This is a genomic window from Planktothricoides sp. SR001 (assembly GCF_001276715.1).
Lineage (GTDB): Bacteria > Cyanobacteriota > Cyanobacteriia > Cyanobacteriales > Laspinemataceae > Planktothricoides > Planktothricoides raciborskii.
In genome coordinates this window covers 18,943-34,635 of record NZ_LIUQ01000029.1, presented here as the reverse complement: position 1 = coordinate 34,635, position 15,693 = coordinate 18,943, and the positions used below count along the sequence as shown (strand labels likewise).

The 15,693-nt window shown below is 39.7% G+C and carries 20 protein-coding genes; 14 read left to right on the top strand and 6 right to left on the bottom strand.

Features of this window, described 5'->3' with window-relative positions; translation table 11 throughout:
* Positions 1–32: 32 nt before the first annotated feature.
* On the top strand, positions 33–1,166 hold the full coding sequence (locus AM228_RS17170) for a histidine decarboxylase (RefSeq protein ID WP_054467447.1): 1,134 nt from the start codon (positions 33–35) through the stop codon (positions 1,164–1,166).
* Between the two features lie 44 nt (positions 1,167–1,210).
* On the opposite strand, the gene AM228_RS29810 is transcribed toward AM228_RS17170, so the two are convergent.
* Entirely contained in the window at positions 1,211–1,501 is a 291-nt protein-coding gene (locus AM228_RS29810) for a hypothetical protein (RefSeq protein WP_231636838.1), read from the bottom strand.
* 366 nt (positions 1,502–1,867) lie between these two features.
* On the opposite strand from AM228_RS29810, the gene AM228_RS17160 reads away from it, so the two are divergent.
* The 6 genes from AM228_RS17160 to AM228_RS17135 all read left to right on the top strand — a co-directional run bounded on the left by AM228_RS17160 (position 1,868) and on the right by AM228_RS17135 (position 7,114).
* The gene (locus AM228_RS17160; protein WP_197285333.1) at positions 1,868–2,971 is read left to right on the top strand and encodes a DUF4419 domain-containing protein; all 1,104 of its coding nucleotides are present in this window, start codon (positions 1,868–1,870) and stop codon (positions 2,969–2,971) included.
* Between the two features lie 260 nt (positions 2,972–3,231).
* Positions 3,232–3,603: a hypothetical protein gene (locus AM228_RS17155; RefSeq protein ID WP_054467441.1), complete on the top strand. Its 372-nt coding sequence runs from the start codon at positions 3,232–3,234 to the stop codon at positions 3,601–3,603.
* Between the two features lie 286 nt (positions 3,604–3,889).
* Entirely contained in the window at positions 3,890–4,909 is a 1,020-nt protein-coding gene (locus AM228_RS17150) for an ABC transporter ATP-binding protein (protein ID WP_054467439.1), read from the top strand.
* Positions 4,910–5,112: 203 nt separating this feature from the next.
* On the top strand, positions 5,113–5,937 hold the full coding sequence (locus AM228_RS17145) for an ABC transporter permease (RefSeq protein WP_369817758.1): 825 nt from the start codon (positions 5,113–5,115) through the stop codon (positions 5,935–5,937).
* A 195-nt stretch (positions 5,938–6,132) separates the two neighbouring features.
* Positions 6,133–6,543 carry a hypothetical protein gene (locus AM228_RS17140; protein ID WP_054467435.1) on the top strand — a complete coding sequence of 137 codons (411 nt, stop codon included), beginning with the start codon at positions 6,133–6,135 and terminating at the stop codon, positions 6,541–6,543.
* Between the two features lie 256 nt (positions 6,544–6,799).
* Positions 6,800–7,114 (top strand): hypothetical protein, encoded by a 315-nt coding sequence (locus tag AM228_RS17135; RefSeq protein ID WP_054467513.1) that lies wholly within the window; start codon positions 6,800–6,802, stop codon positions 7,112–7,114.
* A 449-nt stretch (positions 7,115–7,563) separates the two neighbouring features.
* Here AM228_RS17135 and AM228_RS17130 read toward each other — a convergent pair whose 3' ends face one another.
* Entirely contained in the window at positions 7,564–7,926 is a 363-nt protein-coding gene (locus AM228_RS17130; protein WP_054467433.1) for a hypothetical protein, read from the bottom strand.
* Positions 7,927–8,214: 288 nt separating this feature from the next.
* On the opposite strand from AM228_RS17130, the gene AM228_RS17125 reads away from it, so the two are divergent.
* The 3 genes from AM228_RS17125 (at position 8,215) to AM228_RS17115 (ending at position 10,696) form a co-directional block, all read left to right on the top strand.
* On the top strand, positions 8,215–9,624 hold the full coding sequence (locus AM228_RS17125) for an NB-ARC domain-containing protein (RefSeq protein WP_054467512.1): 1,410 nt from the start codon (positions 8,215–8,217) through the stop codon (positions 9,622–9,624).
* A gap of 305 nt (positions 9,625–9,929) precedes the next feature.
* Positions 9,930–10,496: a zeta toxin family protein gene (locus tag AM228_RS17120; protein WP_054467430.1), complete on the top strand. Its 567-nt coding sequence runs from the start codon at positions 9,930–9,932 to the stop codon at positions 10,494–10,496.
* Positions 10,496–10,696 carry a hypothetical protein gene (locus tag AM228_RS17115; RefSeq protein WP_054467429.1) on the top strand — a complete coding sequence of 67 codons (201 nt, stop codon included), beginning with the start codon at positions 10,496–10,498 and terminating at the stop codon, positions 10,694–10,696. Before AM228_RS17120 ends, AM228_RS17115 begins: the two co-directional genes overlap by 1 nt.
* A gap of 177 nt (positions 10,697–10,873) precedes the next feature.
* Here AM228_RS17115 and AM228_RS17110 read toward each other — a convergent pair whose 3' ends face one another.
* On the bottom strand, positions 10,874–12,589 hold the full coding sequence (locus tag AM228_RS17110; RefSeq protein WP_054467427.1) for an NB-ARC domain-containing protein: 1,716 nt from the start codon (positions 12,587–12,589) through the stop codon (positions 10,874–10,876).
* A gap of 199 nt (positions 12,590–12,788) precedes the next feature.
* Positions 12,789–12,947: a hypothetical protein gene (locus AM228_RS31045; RefSeq protein ID WP_231636837.1), complete on the bottom strand. Its 159-nt coding sequence runs from the start codon at positions 12,945–12,947 to the stop codon at positions 12,789–12,791.
* A 243-nt stretch (positions 12,948–13,190) separates the two neighbouring features.
* Between AM228_RS31045 and AM228_RS17105 the strand changes: the two genes are divergently transcribed.
* The 4 genes from AM228_RS17105 to AM228_RS17090 all read left to right on the top strand — a co-directional run bounded on the left by AM228_RS17105 (position 13,191) and on the right by AM228_RS17090 (position 15,082).
* The gene (locus AM228_RS17105) at positions 13,191–13,547 is read left to right on the top strand and encodes a hypothetical protein (RefSeq protein WP_054467424.1); all 357 of its coding nucleotides are present in this window, start codon (positions 13,191–13,193) and stop codon (positions 13,545–13,547) included.
* Between the two features lie 42 nt (positions 13,548–13,589).
* Entirely contained in the window at positions 13,590–13,934 is a 345-nt protein-coding gene (locus tag AM228_RS17100) for a hypothetical protein (RefSeq protein ID WP_054467423.1), read from the top strand.
* A gap of 4 nt (positions 13,935–13,938) precedes the next feature.
* Entirely contained in the window at positions 13,939–14,397 is a 459-nt protein-coding gene (locus AM228_RS17095; protein WP_156331855.1) for a hypothetical protein, read from the top strand.
* Between the two features lie 91 nt (positions 14,398–14,488).
* Positions 14,489–15,082, top strand: coding sequence for a transposase (locus AM228_RS17090; RefSeq protein WP_054467420.1), 594 nt, complete (start codon positions 14,489–14,491; stop codon positions 15,080–15,082).
* Positions 15,083–15,366: 284 nt separating this feature from the next.
* Here AM228_RS17090 and AM228_RS17085 read toward each other — a convergent pair whose 3' ends face one another.
* Positions 15,367–15,561, bottom strand: a complete 195-nt coding sequence (locus AM228_RS17085; RefSeq protein WP_082348923.1) for a hypothetical protein — start codon at positions 15,559–15,561, stop codon at positions 15,367–15,369.
* Between the two features lie 4 nt (positions 15,562–15,565).
* Positions 15,566–15,661, bottom strand: a complete 96-nt coding sequence (locus tag AM228_RS29800; RefSeq protein WP_199317451.1) for a BrnT family toxin — start codon at positions 15,659–15,661, stop codon at positions 15,566–15,568.
* Positions 15,662–15,693 lie beyond the last annotated feature (32 nt).

The following is a 15,693-nucleotide window of genomic DNA, read 5'->3' as shown; positions in this document are numbered from 1 at the left end:
CGCTAGAGCTTACAACAATTCGGAGTAAAAAAATGATAGTTGCAGAAAACACCATCACCAGTCGGATCGATCGCTTCAAGCAAACCCTGATTGAAAAAACATCACTTCACGCTGGCTATCCCTTTAATCTTAACTACAATTATAGCCAAATTATGCCATTTCTGGAATTATCTATAAACAACTTGGGAGACCCATTTATTCCGGGTAATTACCAAATAGACAGCCGGGAGTTTGAGCAAGAAGCGTTGGCATTTTTTGCCCAACTTTATCAAGCTGAAGACTGGTGGGGATACGTTACCAACGGCGGCACCGAAGGAAATTTTTATGGTTTATTGCTGGGAAGAGAAACTTATCCAGAGGGTATTTTGTATGCTTCTGAAGATTCTCACTATTCTGTTGGCAAAGCAGCGCGGTTTTTCCAAATACCTCACGCGGTTGTAAAATCCCAACCTCATGGCGAAATGGACTACTCAGACCTAGAAATTCAACTAGACCCAAATCGCCCAGCAATTATCAACCTTAATATCGGCACCACAGTCAAAGGTGCGGTGGATGACCTAGGGAAAATTTTAGCAGTGCTAAAGGCTAAAAAAATTCAAAATTTTTATATTCATTGTGATGGAGCGCTGGGGGGAATGCTGCTGCCATATCTCGCTCCTGGTCGAATCAATTTTAACTTGCCAATTCACAGCCTAGCAATTTCCGGTCATAAATTCATCGGCTGCCCCTTTCCCTGCGGTGTTGTGCTAACTCGCAAAAAACTGGTGGATAAATTGGCGACTAACATTGAATATATCGGCTCCAAAGATACTACTTTATCTGGCTCTCGCAACGGCCATGCACCGCTATTTTTGTGGTACGCAATTATGCAACGGCAGCATTTATTTGAGAGTGAAGCCCACTGGTGCGTTAACAAAGCTGTCTATTTGTACGAACAGTTAAAAGAAGCGGGGTTGTTTTGCTTGCTAAATCCTTATTCTACCACAGTTGTTTTTGACAAACCGCCCGCTGCAATTGTGGCTAAGTGGCAGCTTGCGACAGCAGGCAATTTAGCTCATGTGGTGGTTATGCAAAATCATAGCTATGAGTTGCTAGACCGCATAGTTGCTGACATGGCTGCTTCCATCTCCTGTTCAGCGGCGATCGCTCTGTCAATTTCGGTTTGATGTGCGGTATAAAACAAGAGTGCGTCGTTAAGCAAGAGTTTCAGTTAACCCATATTCCTCCGCAAGCTGCTTGGGAGACATTCCCCATTGGTGCGTGGCGATCGCAATTGTCTGGACTCGAATTCTTCCCGAATTACGGCGACAGGGCTACCGCTGGCACCAGTGCGATAAGTGATATGGGGAAAGCTGCGATCGTGGAATTGATGCTGGAGAACGGCCACTTTTTCGGCCACTGCCCAGAGAATAAATTGGTCTGGGGGAATGCCTTGATCCAGGGCACATTTTTCTACTTCTTCCTGGAGTTGAAGCGGCAAGTTAACGGAGTAGGATGCCATCTTTTTAGGTAAAGTTTGTATTGACTATTAATGTCTCTTCCGAACAAGAGCGGATGCTCTTATTTTCGGCAATGTGTTTGAGCGATCGCTTTGAACCAGGGTAGGGGGAGTGGGGAGTTGAGATCCGATAAAAGGGAGTTAAGATTATAGAAAAAAGCAGGAAACAGCTTTTTTTCCAAATTTTTTACAAATATTACCCTACTGATTTCATCTTTCTCACCGCAGTTGATCGCCATAGCAAAAATCTCTCAAATAGTCGGTTTATTCAGCCCAAATCAGAATTTTTTTCCTTAAATTATGCTGTTTGTGCGGCGCGATCGCGACTTTATTTCCTTCAGCGTAACCAGAAATAAAAACGGAGTATCTATGATTACGTTATCAGTGGATTCAGTAGAAAAGGCGAATTACCTCGCAAGAACGACATCTCCCCAATGGGCGATCGAAGATCGATTAAAAACTCCGGTAGAATCTTGTTCTGAATATACCGGAGAGGTTGTTCGCTGCGATTATCATCCCTTTGTCAATGCTTGCCATGATGCCTATTCCCGTCATTATCCCTTAATTCTGTCTCCCGATATGTTTTGGCTGCTGTTTACTCAAGGGTTAGCCTACCATATCAATCTTAATTCAGAAAAAATGCGCCATTATTTTACCGACCAAAAAGAAGGAAAAGAAACAATAAAGGTGGTGCGGAACGATTTTGTCAAAGGAGCGTTGGAAAATCCTTGGGAAGAAGTCCTTGCCGATTTTTCCCAGCAAATAAAATCGAGAATCGGAGCGGAAAATCATCGGAATATTGTCACCAATTTTAGCACAACGGGCAAAATAGAGCGAGCCGCTAACGAAGTGGTGTTAATGGATGCTATGCAAGCTTATTTTGATTATCTGGTTCTAACACTCTGCGGCATTCCCGAAATTACTTTAGAGGGAGAAGTAGAAGATTGGCAGTTGTTGCGATCGCGTATTCTTGCCGTGGGCGAAGCTTATGATTTGCAATGGTGCACTCGTCATTTATCACCCATCGTAGATCGCATGGTCAACACGGCAAAAGGGGTGAATGAATCAACCTTCTGGAGTAATTTCTATAAAATCTCCAACAGCAGCGGCGGCCCCCATATTAGCGGTTGGATTGTCCAGTGGTTTCCTTATCTGCAAATACGTGACGGATCCGTACATAAAAATATCAACTTAGAAGGAGATGGTGAACCAATCAAAGGGCTAGAAGATATCCATAAATTTTACAGTTTGACTCATCAGTCGTTCCCTAGTGGTTTAGCTTTTGCGCCCTTTAAATGGCAGCATCTCTCAGAAGAGTATGACATGGAATTTATTGCCGGTTTTACTTCTTATACTCAGGATAAAGAAACCCTGGCTTTGCGACCCAAAATTGGCTGGGCTGTGCGGGAAAAACCAGCACTTTCTAATGCCAAAATTTTTCGCGATTACTATGAGAGAATGTTAAAACTTTGACTAAGATTATGAGCACATTTTATCAATGAAACTCCGCCGCCATGAATGGCCGAGCGCTTGAATCGATCAAGGCTATTCATGGCTTTATACCTACCTGGATTATGAGCAGCGCGTTCCGTTGGCGGAGGGGGAGTAAATCGCTTTCTCAGCATCCAGAAATATAACCAGGAGGCGATTTGATTGAACCTCTTATCTTTAGACAAATTATTATAATAATATCAGAAAAATGTTATTGACAACAAAAAACCGTAATTAGTCTTATGCTTAAACATTCCATCTGGTTAAAATTGGCTTGGACAATCACCTTGATGCCCTCAATTTATTTAGTGTTATTCTATTCTTATGTGCTGCGGGCGCGTCTAGTTTTAGGTCGTTGGCCGATTCCATATCAACCAGACCCCCAAGAGTTAGGTTTTGACTTTCATTACCGGCTAATTGCCTTCAGCCTACTCGGAATTTACCTGTCGTTATTTGCTATGGTAGTGATATTCATTTTGAGGTTTGAATATTTGCAGAAAATTAGGAAATTTTCCTATTCATTAGCAGCCTTAATTTATAGCATTAGTTTTATTTTATATTTGATTTCATTCTATGCAGACCCCGGTGATTTCTGGGAGTGGTTTATGGATTAGATCAAATATGCTTTGATCCGGCGGAATATTGGCGATCGCCTGAATTTATGGCAGACCAAGTTTTTAATTCATGGGATATCCCCATTTTTACAGATTATTAATCGCTTCTCTCAATAAACTGGGGATTTTAAGCCGAGTGGAGATTACCCACCAAAGCAGCTTTGACTGCGATCGCCGAAAATGTTGGTGGGCAATGCCCATCGAAATCCTGAAACGGGAAAGCCAAAGGTTAACATAAATCTCAAAATTGTGTAGATTTGTAAAAAAGAGTGACTGAGATTAATTTATGGTGACTGCGGTTTTCATCGAAAAACTTCAAAAACGCTACGGGTCAACGGAAGCGTTGAAAGATGTCTCTTTTGCGATCCAGCCTGGGGAAATTTTTGGTCTACTCGGTCCAAATGGGGCGGGTAAAACCACGACGATTCGGTGTTTATGCACTCTGGCGACTCCAGATGCCGGTCGGGTGGAGGTTTCCGGGATTGATGTGGTGGCGAACCCCAGGAGGGCAAGACAACGGCTGGGTTATGTGGCCCAAGAAGTGGCTTTGGATAAGATGCTGACTGGGCGGGAATTGCTGCAATTGCAAGCGGATTTATATCATCTGCCCGCTGATTTGGCGAAAACACGGATTTCCCAGGCGATCGCCCTGTTGGGGTTGGACGAATGGGCTGCCCAACGGACGGGGACTTATTCCGGGGGGATTCGCAAACGCCTTGATTTGGCTGCTGGTTTGCTGCATCAGCCCGATGTTTTGGTGTTGGATGAACCCACGGTGGGATTGGATATTGAAAGCCGGATGGCGGTGTGGAATTTCTTGCGACAGTTGAAGGAGCAAGGGACGACGGTGTTGATTACCAGCCACTATTTAGAAGAAGTGGATGCCCTGGCTGACCGGGTGGCCATTATTGACAAGGGGGTGGTGATTTCTTCTGGGACGCCTTCGGAGTTGAAAGACCGAGTGGGAGGCGATCGCGTGACTTTGCGAATTCGCGAGTTTACCCCTCTCGAAGAGGCAGAAAAAGCCAAATCTTTGTTGGCTTCTTTGTCTTTTGTCAAAGAGGCGATCGTGAATCAATCCCAAGGCAATTCTTTAAATTTGGTAGTGCAACCAGAAAACGATATTTTGTTGCATATCCAGCAAACTTTGCGCGATGCTGGGTTGCCTACTTTTGGCATTGCCCAATCTCGTCCGAGTTTAGATGATGTGTATTTGGCGGCAACGGGTCAAACCCTGATGGATGCCGAAATTGCCGCCGCCGCAACTCGCGACCCGAAAGCAGAACGGAAAAAAAATATGCGTTAATTTGCGTTAATTTGCGTTAATTTAGCAATCTGGAAAACTACTTGACCTAGAAATTTGACCTAACATGGATTCCCGCATTTGCGGGAATGAAATATCACGAAATTTGCACAGATACTCACTAAAAAAAACACGAGAAAACTATGACTAGAACGGTTACTTCTCCTGAAGCAGAAATCACCAGAGATAAAACAGTAAATCAAACTATGCCCAAAGAAAATTTGGTGGGTGAATTAGTCCAAGAAACTTTGGCGTTGACCAAACGATTGTTTATTCAGTTGCAAAGAAGACCTTCAACTCTGATCGCGGGAATTATTCAGCCCTTAATGTGGTTAATTTTGTTTGGTGCTCTATTTCAAAATGTGCCAGAGGGATTATTTGGGGGTAGCGAAAATTATGCCCAATTTTTAGGGGCAGGGGTGATTGTGTTTACCGGCTTTTCTGGGGCATTAAATGCCGGTTTGCCGGTGATGTTCGATCGCGAATTTGGCTTTCTGAATCGGTTACTGGTAGCGCCGTTGGCTTCCCGGTTTTCCATTGTTTTTGCTTGTGCCATTTATATTGTTGCCCTGAGTTTTATTCAAACGGCGGTGATTATTGGCGCTGGGGCATTTATGGGGGCTGGGTTGCCCAATGCCCTGGGTTTAGGCGCGATCGCCTTAATTATGTTCCTGCTGGTTTTAGGGGTGACTGGCTTAAGTTTGGGTTTAGCTTTTGCCTTACCCGGTCACATTGAATTAATTGCCGTAATTTTTGTCACCAACCTGCCATTATTATTTGCCAGTACCGCTTTGGCGCCGCTTTATTTTATGCCCAAATGGTTGGCGGTCATTGCCACCTTAAATCCATTAAGTTATGCGATCGAACCCATTCGCTATCTTTATCTGCATCAAGATTGGACTTTGGGCAATATTGTCATGGAAGCCCCTTGGGGAAATGTGTCTTTTGGTGCTTCCCTCCTAGTATTACTGGGTTTTGCGGTCTTGTCCCTGGTCAGCATTCAACCCCTGCTGAAACGCACTTTCGCTTAAAGAGAAGTTAAAGAGAAGAGAGGAGAGAGAATTTTCCTCTTTTCTCTTTCCTCTTGACTTAGTTATGTTGGGTTTCCTTGCGTCAACCTAACCTACAAATGCGACAACAAATGCAACTGCATTCCGCCCGTAAACTTTTCATGGGTTAAAATAGTCAATAATGACAGCGTTCTGTTAATGCCCATGAATAAGCCCATGAATAAAAATACTTCCCTCGTTTTGGCCACAATTGCGGCGATCGCGGCGTCACCTTTGTTCCTAGTGCAGCCAACCCGGGCAGAAGAAAAAACGCCCCAGGAGGTTAACCAGCCTCAAATTGAAGAAAGTCGCGATGACTTTAATTACACCCAAGGGGATTACGATCAGCCTTTCAATCCCTTTGAACTGATCCACCGGGCTAATTTAGGCGGTGGTCGCAGCATGAGTGATTATCGTCAACAACAGCAGCAAAATTTCAATGATGCAGCGGCTGAATTCCGCGCCCGACAACAAGAATTATTGCGTCAGCAACCCCAAGTTGCGCCCATAAATTCTGAACCTGTGAATCAACCAGAGGCAACCTCGGATCAGAACAATCTCACGGAAACTGAGGTTGAAGATAACTAAATCTTCAGAATTTTCTGAATTTTCCGATCAATTGGGCAAATATTAGCAACCGGGTTTTTCTAAAAAAACCCGGTTTTTTTACGGCTAATTCTGTATTTCAGACACGCCAAAAAACCTGATATAATAGACAAGAGTGGTGCGATTCGTTCAAAGCCCCCCTTAAAAAGGGGGGTTGGGGGGATCGATCCGGTATGAAAGCACTCTTGTCTAATATTCATCAGCACTGTTTATGTTGAAGATGTTGGAGGTCAGCACCATGTTATCAACAGATCATATCCAAGAATCAATTCTTAAAAGAATTGAGCAAGTGGTGGCTACTTTAATGGCCGAACGCCCATTTTTTCAAGAAGAACTTGATTACATAGAAATAGTTAACCATTTAGCTAAAGTATTTCAGATAAATTTAACAATTGAAGAGTTTACCAGTCTTTCAGACAGCGACTTAAAAAAGCGTTGTAGTCGGATTATGGTTACGGAAGCTGTAGCCGGAACATTAAATGAATTAAGTCCTGAACAAATGGCGATATTTGATGAAGCAATTAAACGGAAATTTATATGGGTAAACCATTAATATTAAAACTTATCAATATTTTAGTCTGGGCATAACTTAAGTTAATTCAATATTGATAAGCGGGTAATTTTTGCGATCGCATTTGTTGGGTTTTCTAATTTTTAAATCATTAATAAAAAAAGAGTTTTTCAGGTTTAATAACAAACTTTTAATAAAATTTAAATAATTATATAACCAAAAAAAATATCTATGAAATAAAATGAGCTATCGCCCTAAATTAGGCGCATAAAAAAGCTGTAATTTGAGACGATTACAGCCTTGTTTAAGTTATAGAAAATTGATATAACTCCATAATGATTGAGCATAGAATGACTAATCAGAAGAATTATCAAGAACATTTTCCATAACATTCAATAGACACGAAAGCAAAATACCGGATCGATCCCCCCAACCCCCCTTAAAAAGGGGGGATGAGCGAGAATTATGCCAGAATTGTCTAATATATTTGTTTATGCAGGAAGGGTTGAGCAGTCATGAAAGTATGTGATTAGTGCTTCACCAACAAGCTTAGTAACTCCAGCAGCAACCGCTGATTTTATCCCCCATCCCACTACAGGTACAAAATCGAGAACTGAGTGTGCAACTTTACTGCCAATCAGAGGTGCAGCAATGGTGGCAAAGACTGCCGCAGCAGACGTTCTATCCAAATCAACACCATAAATAGAACCAACTTGGATAACCATTGTTACATCGCCCCCAGTCATTACATAATGAGAACCTGGAATCCACGCTACAGCAGCAAATCCTAAAGCCCATTTATTAATGGCTAAACGGGCTTCTTGTTTGGCTTCTTGTTTGTTGTAGGCTGCCATATTTTGATCCTTGAAAGTTAATGTTTGATTTTTGCTGTGTTATAAGCAAAATTAAATTTCAGGCCAAACCGCAAAAAAATTATGAGTATTTTTGCAAGTTTGCTTAATTCTGATCATGGCAAAAAGATCAGGAATTTAACCACCCTCAAAACCCGGAAAAAAACCGGGAGTTTTATGACAAATTATTAAGCAAAAAACCGGAAAAACCGGAAACCAACCGGAAATAAACCGGATCGAGTTCAGCTATAATAAGCGAAACCTTTATCCGCTATAGATTCAATGGATCCAATGGATGTAAACGAAGTGTTACAATTGGTCGATCGCCTAGTGGTTCAAAAAACTGGAAGACCTCTCAATAATGTTCAAAGGGCTGTGCTTGAGGGGACTTGGCAAAGAGACACTTATGATGAGATCGCTCAAAAGTGCCATGTGACGGAAAAGCATTTAGCGGATGTTGGTTATGATTTATGGCAAATTTTGTCTGAAGCATTGGGGAAAGATATAAAAAAAACTAATTTTCGCTCAACCATAGAAAGGATATATATTGAATCATCACCAATTACTATCCAAAATAACCACAAAAAAACTCAAAATTATAATTTTAATTCTGTTTTACACGACTTAAACGATCGGTCTAATCAAGATGAGGAAAAAGGGGAAATTAAAACTGAACCTAAATTAAGGCTACAGGATTTAAGCCTAGCCCCCCAAATCATTCATTTTTATCGTCGAGATTCTGAATTAAACATTCTGGAGAATTGGCTATTTAATCAACAGACTCGTTTAATCTCAGTTTTAGGAGTGTCTGGAATTGGTAAAACCACTCTGGTTAAAAGATTTGTCGATTCCCTTAAGGGATCCGCTTCGCGGAATCGCACCTTAGACCGATTTGACGCGATCGTTTGGAGAAACTTAAAATTTCCTGAATCTTTGCCATCTTTGGTCAATGATTTATTGAACGTTTGCCAACAAGAACCGAAAGGCACTCTCAGCGATCGCCTCAAACAACTATTCGCTTTATTCACGGAAAAACGGTGTTTAATTGTTCTCGATGATGTGCAAAATCTCTTTATTAGTGGGGACTTAGTGGGACAATATCAAACGGAATATCAAGATTATCAAAAATTTTTTAGCGCGATCGCCGACCTAGAACATCAAAGTCGGGTGATATTAATTAGTCAAGAACAATGTGGGGAAATGCAGTGTTTAGATGACGAGTTATATCCGATTAAATCTTTAGAGTTATCCGGTTTAGAGGCTGGGGAAATCCTCAAAAGTACAGGATTAAAGGATGAGGATGCTTGGTTAAACTTAATCAAGTTATATCAGGGAAATCCCGGTTATTTAAAAAATATTGCCATTTTAATCAAAAATATTTTTGATGGTCATGTAGCGGAATTTTTAGCTGAGAATACTTTGGTGGTTCCGAAAGAAATGCAGTTTTCTTTTAACCACCTATTTCAGCGACTCTCACCCATAGAACAGCAAATTGTCTTAGAGTTAAGTCAGTTTGACCAACCTGTAACCAGGGAAGACTTAATGGAGGGTTTACACTTGTCCTCAATGGACTTAATTAACGGGTTGCAGTCTTTACAACAGCGGTATTTAGTCACGAAAATCCGAGAAAATCGAGTTTTGTTTAAGTTAGATCCAGTGTTTAAAGAGTATGTGAGAATAAGAATAAATCCCATGACGTAAACAAAAAAACCGGGCTTCTGTTTCCTGGGAGGCGATCGCGCAAATTGTCCCGAAGCGGCGATCGCGCAAAGCGGATATTTTAAGGGAATCGCGCTATTTCTTAAACCAAAAGAAACCCGGTTTCTTAACCCCTACCCAAAACCAAGAAACCCAATTTATTGGTCTTTGGCTGTGCTGGTATCCTTTGCGGGAATCACAATATTTCTCAAACAAAAATAACTCCCAAATAGCTGAAACCCGGATCTTTGTCTGATACAATTTAATAATTGATTGACTTAAACTAACTGGTATAGGCTGAGTATTATATGGCACATTTAATTGTTGTTGCCGGACCAAACGGCGCGGGTAAATCTACAACCGCTCCGACTTTGCTACAAGAAACTTTAAATGTAAATGAGTATGTTAATGCTCACGTTATTGCCCAAGGTTTATCGGGTTTTAATCCTGAAAAAGTTGCATTTCGCGCAGGTCGAATCATGCTAAACCGCTTAGAAGAATTAGCCAAAGAGCAAGTTAACTTTGCTTTTGAAACCACCTTAGCTACGCGCAGCTTTGCCCCTTGGATTGCTGGCTTAAAACCAACTTATCGATTTCACTTAATTTTTTTGTGGTTGGCCAGTCCTGAATTGGCGATCGCCCGCGTCCGAGAACGAGTTCGCCGAGGAGGTCATCATGTACCAGAAGAAACGATTCGTCGTCGCTACTATGCTGGAGTCCGCAACTTTTTTCAGTTATATCAATCTCTAGCAGATACTTGGCGTTTTTACGACAATTCTGATCCCACAGAACCTCGAATTATTGCGACAGGCGGAATGACATTGAATGAGATAATATATATCCCAGAAATATGGAAAATTATTGGGGGAAAATAATGACTGAAATCAACGATCGCAAAATAGACGAAATAGACACAGCTTTTGCCCAAGGCATCTTAATTGACCAAGCGATAAAAGAAGCCATTGAGAAAGCGGTATGGGAACATAAACAGGTCGGAAATCCTGTGGCTACATGGAGGGATGGAAAAGTGGTCTGGATCAGCCCAGAAGAACTGAAGATTAAGCCAGAAAATTAAGCTAAACTTAATCGACGTTACTTCATTGGGTTTTTCTCGTGGGGGTTCAGAAACCGGGTTTCTTTTTCATCTCTCGGTTTTGTCAACCAAATTGTCCCAGAAACCCGGTTTCTTGGTTGCTTGCGTGGGGTATAGAAACCGGGTTTCTTTTTCAAATCTTGGGTAAAGTTGCAAAAGTTATCTCAGAAACCCGGTTTCTTGGTTTTCCTCGATCGCCTCTCCTTCAGTTAAAATAGGAAACGGTAAATTATCACCCACAAAATTAGAGCGATCGAGGTAATCTTGGATAGTGGATTTAAATTGAGGCGGGCAAGATTGCAAAATATGAGCAAATTGGGCAATCAACTGTTGGGCAGTTTCCCTATCTTCAGCGGCAGAGGCATGATAATGCGATCGCAAGATTGTTTTGAGATATTCCAGGGTTTGCCCTTCTAGAGAATTTAAATTTAACGGGGTTTCAGAAAAGTTCAATTTTATGCTAAAATAGCCATAGGCTTGCCGGTGGGCTGACCGGAAATTTTCTGGATTTTGCTTTAAGAGAATTGCCGCTTTTTCTTGGAACAGCGGATGGAGATAGAAAGAGTTAAGGTTAGAGTTATAATATAGCAATTGGCGGCGTTTCAATGCCCGAATAACTTTTTCTTTCAATTCATACATATTAATTTCTGGCATTTGAGCCTGAATTGCCCCACAAGAGAGGGGATAGTCGGGGGCTTCATAAACAGAAATGCGGGTTAAACAAATTCGCTCTAAGTCACTTAACCGAGACATTTGTTGCTCGATGAAACTTTCAATTTCTACTGTGAGTAACCAATCTCGATCTTGTAAAAATTTGCCCACATTTCCGCGAAACTCATCATCATCGCGAATTAAAGCTGCAACCAGTTCTAAGGCTTTAGGGTGTCCTTGATACCGTTCTACCAATTCTAATTGCTCCGAAGCTGAGTCGGTTAAATTAAAAGACTGTAACAAGGCGATCGCGGCTTCTGCATCTAATCCCTTTAAGGCAACTTCTCGGCTAACAGTGGGCGATAACTCGGCGAAACTTTCGCGGCTGATAAAAATCACTTTGCTTTGATGTTCCGTTGCCAATATTTGTTTGAATAACCAAGCATATTCCCGATACTTTTCGGCAAAATATCCCGCTTTTTCCGCTACCTCTGGGACGAGAATTGTCTCTACTTGGTCAAACAGTAGCAAGCAGGGTTTTTGCTTTAGCAATTGAATCAGTTTTTCGGTTTTTTTTAGATAATCTTCTTCCAGAGGCTGCCGATCCGATGGTTCTTGATTAGATAATTTTAGCAACAAAGAATTGATGGTGCGATCGAAGGGAGTCGCCCCATTGATGACGGAATTAAGCGATTCCCAGGCGATCGCTACAAACCGGGTATTTTCCCTTTGCAGTTCTCGCACAAATTGACTGGCTAAAGTGGTTTTGCCGATCCCCGTTAACCCCACAAGAGAAACCGCTGTGAGGGGAATTTTTTCGATGCCGCTATCTTGGGGGCGATCGAGAATCAGTGATTTTAATGTTTCTAGTTCTTGATGGCGACCCACCCAATTTCGCACGGGGGGCAAGTTGTCTGGCAAGTCAAAGGTGCGATCGGGATCTCCTGGTGCGGGTAAATCTGCGATCGCCTTATCTAATAGGGATTTACTTGATTCAATATCGCGATCGACAATATCTTCCCAATTATCAATCCCCACCGCCTTGCAAATATCGATAAATGTTTCTCGGCGAATTGGCTGCCGTCGCCAAAACCGCTTTAGAGTTGCTTGTGAAGTCAACGCCGCCTGACACCAAAGTTCAGATGTTTTATTCCAGCCCGGATTACGTCTGGCTAAATTAACGATTCTCAGACCTTCTTCAGACGCCCGAAGCAAACCTGCCATCTGAAATCACCACCATCAACTAAATTAGCATTTATTCTAACAGAGAATAACTCAGCCAAGTGAGCCAAATGAGCCATTACATGAGCCAAATGAGCCATTAAATGAGCCATTAAATGAGCCATTATCCCTTCATGCTTCAGGTAATATAGTCAGCAATGCCATCCTTGAATATATGCCGATTCGTCAACTCCGGGGTGAATTATGTTCCTGAGCAAGAGCATGAGGGTTTCTGCTTACCCTTTTGGCGGGAATTTTGCAGTAATTCGGACAGTTGCGAGGTTTGTTGAGCGTTTAAGGGTAGGGGAGGTATGTCTAATTTTGCACTTTCCTCTGTGTGTTGAAGGCATTCTTGTAACATCTAGGTTTGTTCTTTTCTCATAGTTTGTGTTATGCTATTTTATGGTTTAATGGTTGGGTAGGGGTGAACGGCCGTTCACCCCTACAGGTATTTTAATGGGATCGGGAAATAGGTTAAAGTTATAGATAAACTTAATTTGTTGGATTCAGTATCTTAAAAATTATTAAGAATTATTAAATATGATTGCTTGATGCTATTGTAGTGTGTTTTAATAAAATATCAATTTAATTTGTAACCAAATCTATGTTTAACTTAAAACAGTCTATCGAATCAGTCAAAAATGCCTTTTCTCAAGCACTCCAATCCATTCCTGAATTTCTAAGACTGACAGACACAGAAAAAGGAAAAGTAGTAGATGCTAATTTTAAGTCTCTAGTCAAGGATTTGATGCAAGATTTTGGCATGATTCCGGGTGTAGATTATAAAGATGATTTGCGTGATAATGAACCATGTGCAGATTTTGTGATTCTTTCAGAAAAAGCTAATAATTTAATGAAAGATTTATTAGATGGAAAAATTACAGTTGTTAAAGAACATACAAGAGTAAGTAAAACAGGTAATACTTATACTGTTAACGCTCATTACAGAAAAATTGCGTAAACAATTGATTTTTATTGAGTAATACTTAAAAGGTTAAATATTATGGAATCAAAAGTATTTAAACAAGGTAATTATATTTGGGAATGCAAATCTTCTCACCATTCCAGTGGTGAGATTGATTTAAATTATTTAAAAACAGCAATTAAAAGTGTTGAAACAAGATGGGAAAGAGAAGGAAAGCCTAGTGGTTATTATTATGTTTTTCCTGTAAATTTAATAACTAATACAACTAGACAAGAACTAGAAAGATTTAAGCAAGCTTATCAAGGGGAGGTTGATATTAACTATTATGATAGAGAACAAGTACAAAAATTAATTCAAAATTTATCAAAACTAAGTGATATGAAATCACTTGTTGATTACATTAAACAAGTATGGAAAGTATAAAAAAATGTCACAAGAAATTCAATTTTACACTATAAAAATATATTCTGATATGTTTCTTTCAGAATTTGATGGTGAAACTATTCCTTTTCCCTCAGAAAATCTTTATGAATCTTTAAAAAAATTATTTCAAGGAACAGAAACAAAAGCTCAAGAATATGTAGAAAAATATTTTAATAATGTTGAGTTAGATTATTTGAGTATCTATTTACGTGAACTAGAAAAAATCGATCAAAAATTGGATCATAAATATCAGTATATTTTTGATAAAAACAATAATTCAATGTCATTTATAAATGAATCATTATGGTCAAGTTTGGAAACAATAATATTTGATAAAACCAAAAACTGTTTTTCTAATGACAACAAAAGTAAATCCCTAAAAGATAATGTAAAAATTAGTCAAGATTATAAAAAATTATTAGATTTGTTTCAGAAAAGAATTTTATTTATGGCAATTTTTTAATATAATTTAATTATCTTAGGGGTGAACGATCACCCCTAAGATAATAATGTAAACTAATATCATATAAAAAGATACATCTAAAATTAATCTTATGACCTACAATCCTGATATACATAAACGTCAATCAATTCGACTTAAAGGCTATGATTATTCTCAATCCGGTTTTTATTTCATTACAATTTGTTGTTATCAACGTGAATGTTTATTCGGAGATATCATTAATAGTCAAATTATCTTAAATAATTTTGGTGAATTAGTAAAAAAAGAATGGTTAAAATCAGCAGAGATTAGAAAAGAGATAAAATTAGGTGAATTTGTAATTATGCCGAATCATTTTCATGGAATTGTTATTATTAATCAGACAAATAACAATTATAATCATGTTCATACAAATGATGTAGGGGCGAACGGCCGTTCGCCCCTACAGGAAATTCAATCATCACCACAACAAATATCAATGACACCTAAATCATTATCATCACTAATAGCAGGTTTTAAATCAGCAACAACTAAGAAAATTAATATTATTCGTAATACACCTAAAACTCCAGTTTGGCAACGTAATTATTACGATCATATTATTAGAAATGATGAATCTTTAGAAAGAATTAGAGAATATGTCCAAAATAATCATTTATCTTGGGAAAATGATCAATTACATCCTAATAATCCTTCTAAATGGTAATTAGTGGATATTTTTTCGGCAGTTGAGATGCGATCGCTCTTTATTCGAGTTGGAAGTGCGATCGCTGATGAAATGGGATAATGTTTAAAAGCGATGATTTTTAACCTTTGGGTACAAGAATCAAGTCCCCTGGAGAAACTATCAGATTAAACCCGGTTTCTGATGTCTGTTAATGAGACAGAGAAGAAACCGGGTTTCTTTTTCATTTCTCGGCTTTGTCACCAAAATTGTCCCAGAAACCCGGTTTCTTGGTTTCTGGGTTTGTGATAATGAGAGGCGATCGCCTAAACTTTAGGATTATCCTGAGCAATTCTAATCAAAAACCTTAAAGCTTCATTCACCGATTCAGCGTTGGGAAAAAAATCAGCCACATCTGCATCTAGCTTAATAATTGTATCGCCAAACTTTTTCCGATTGACTCCCATTTTTCTAACTTTTAACCTTTTTAAGTCATATTCATCTCTCAATTCATCTTCCATGATTTTAACCCTCTTGATAAGCTTTGATTTCTTGTTTGGTAGCTTGTCTAGCGCTAATCAGTCTAATTTTATCTCCTCTTTCGGTATAAGAGACTAACAAAATCCGATTTTTTTACAATTAATAAAGCGCTT

Coding starts and splice junctions, on each gene's coding strand:
- AM228_RS17110 (WP_054467427.1), bottom strand. CDS start 12,589: ATGGCAGGTTTGCTTCGGGCGTCTGAAGAAGGTCTGAGAATCGTTAAT.
- AM228_RS31045 (WP_231636837.1), bottom strand. CDS start 12,947: ATGTTACAAGAATGCCTTCAACACACAGAGGAAAGTGCAAAATTAGAC.
- AM228_RS17150 (WP_054467439.1), top strand. CDS start 3,890: ATGGTGACTGCGGTTTTCATCGAAAAACTTCAAAAACGCTACGGGTCA.
- AM228_RS17105 (WP_054467424.1), top strand. CDS start 13,191: ATGTTTAACTTAAAACAGTCTATCGAATCAGTCAAAAATGCCTTTTCT.
- AM228_RS17145 (WP_369817758.1), top strand. CDS start 5,113: ATGCCCAAAGAAAATTTGGTGGGTGAATTAGTCCAAGAAACTTTGGCG.
- AM228_RS17100 (WP_054467423.1), top strand. CDS start 13,590: ATGGAATCAAAAGTATTTAAACAAGGTAATTATATTTGGGAATGCAAA.
- AM228_RS17115 (WP_054467429.1), top strand. CDS start 10,496: ATGACTGAAATCAACGATCGCAAAATAGACGAAATAGACACAGCTTTT.
- AM228_RS17140 (WP_054467435.1), top strand. CDS start 6,133: ATGAATAAAAATACTTCCCTCGTTTTGGCCACAATTGCGGCGATCGCG.
- AM228_RS17085 (WP_082348923.1), bottom strand. CDS start 15,561: ATGGAAGATGAATTGAGAGATGAATATGACTTAAAAAGGTTAAAAGTT.
- AM228_RS17155 (WP_054467441.1), top strand. CDS start 3,232: ATGCTTAAACATTCCATCTGGTTAAAATTGGCTTGGACAATCACCTTG.
- AM228_RS17090 (WP_054467420.1), top strand. CDS start 14,489: ATGACCTACAATCCTGATATACATAAACGTCAATCAATTCGACTTAAA.
- AM228_RS17125 (WP_054467512.1), top strand. CDS start 8,215: ATGGATGTAAACGAAGTGTTACAATTGGTCGATCGCCTAGTGGTTCAA.
- AM228_RS17095 (WP_156331855.1), top strand. CDS start 13,939: ATGTCACAAGAAATTCAATTTTACACTATAAAAATATATTCTGATATG.
- AM228_RS17135 (WP_054467513.1), top strand. CDS start 6,800: ATGTTATCAACAGATCATATCCAAGAATCAATTCTTAAAAGAATTGAG.
- AM228_RS17160 (WP_197285333.1), top strand. CDS start 1,868: ATGATTACGTTATCAGTGGATTCAGTAGAAAAGGCGAATTACCTCGCA.
- AM228_RS17130 (WP_054467433.1), bottom strand. CDS start 7,926: ATGGCAGCCTACAACAAACAAGAAGCCAAACAAGAAGCCCGTTTAGCC.
- AM228_RS29810 (WP_231636838.1), bottom strand. CDS start 1,501: ATGGCATCCTACTCCGTTAACTTGCCGCTTCAACTCCAGGAAGAAGTA.
- AM228_RS17120 (WP_054467430.1), top strand. CDS start 9,930: ATGGCACATTTAATTGTTGTTGCCGGACCAAACGGCGCGGGTAAATCT.
- AM228_RS17170 (WP_054467447.1), top strand. CDS start 33: ATGATAGTTGCAGAAAACACCATCACCAGTCGGATCGATCGCTTCAAG.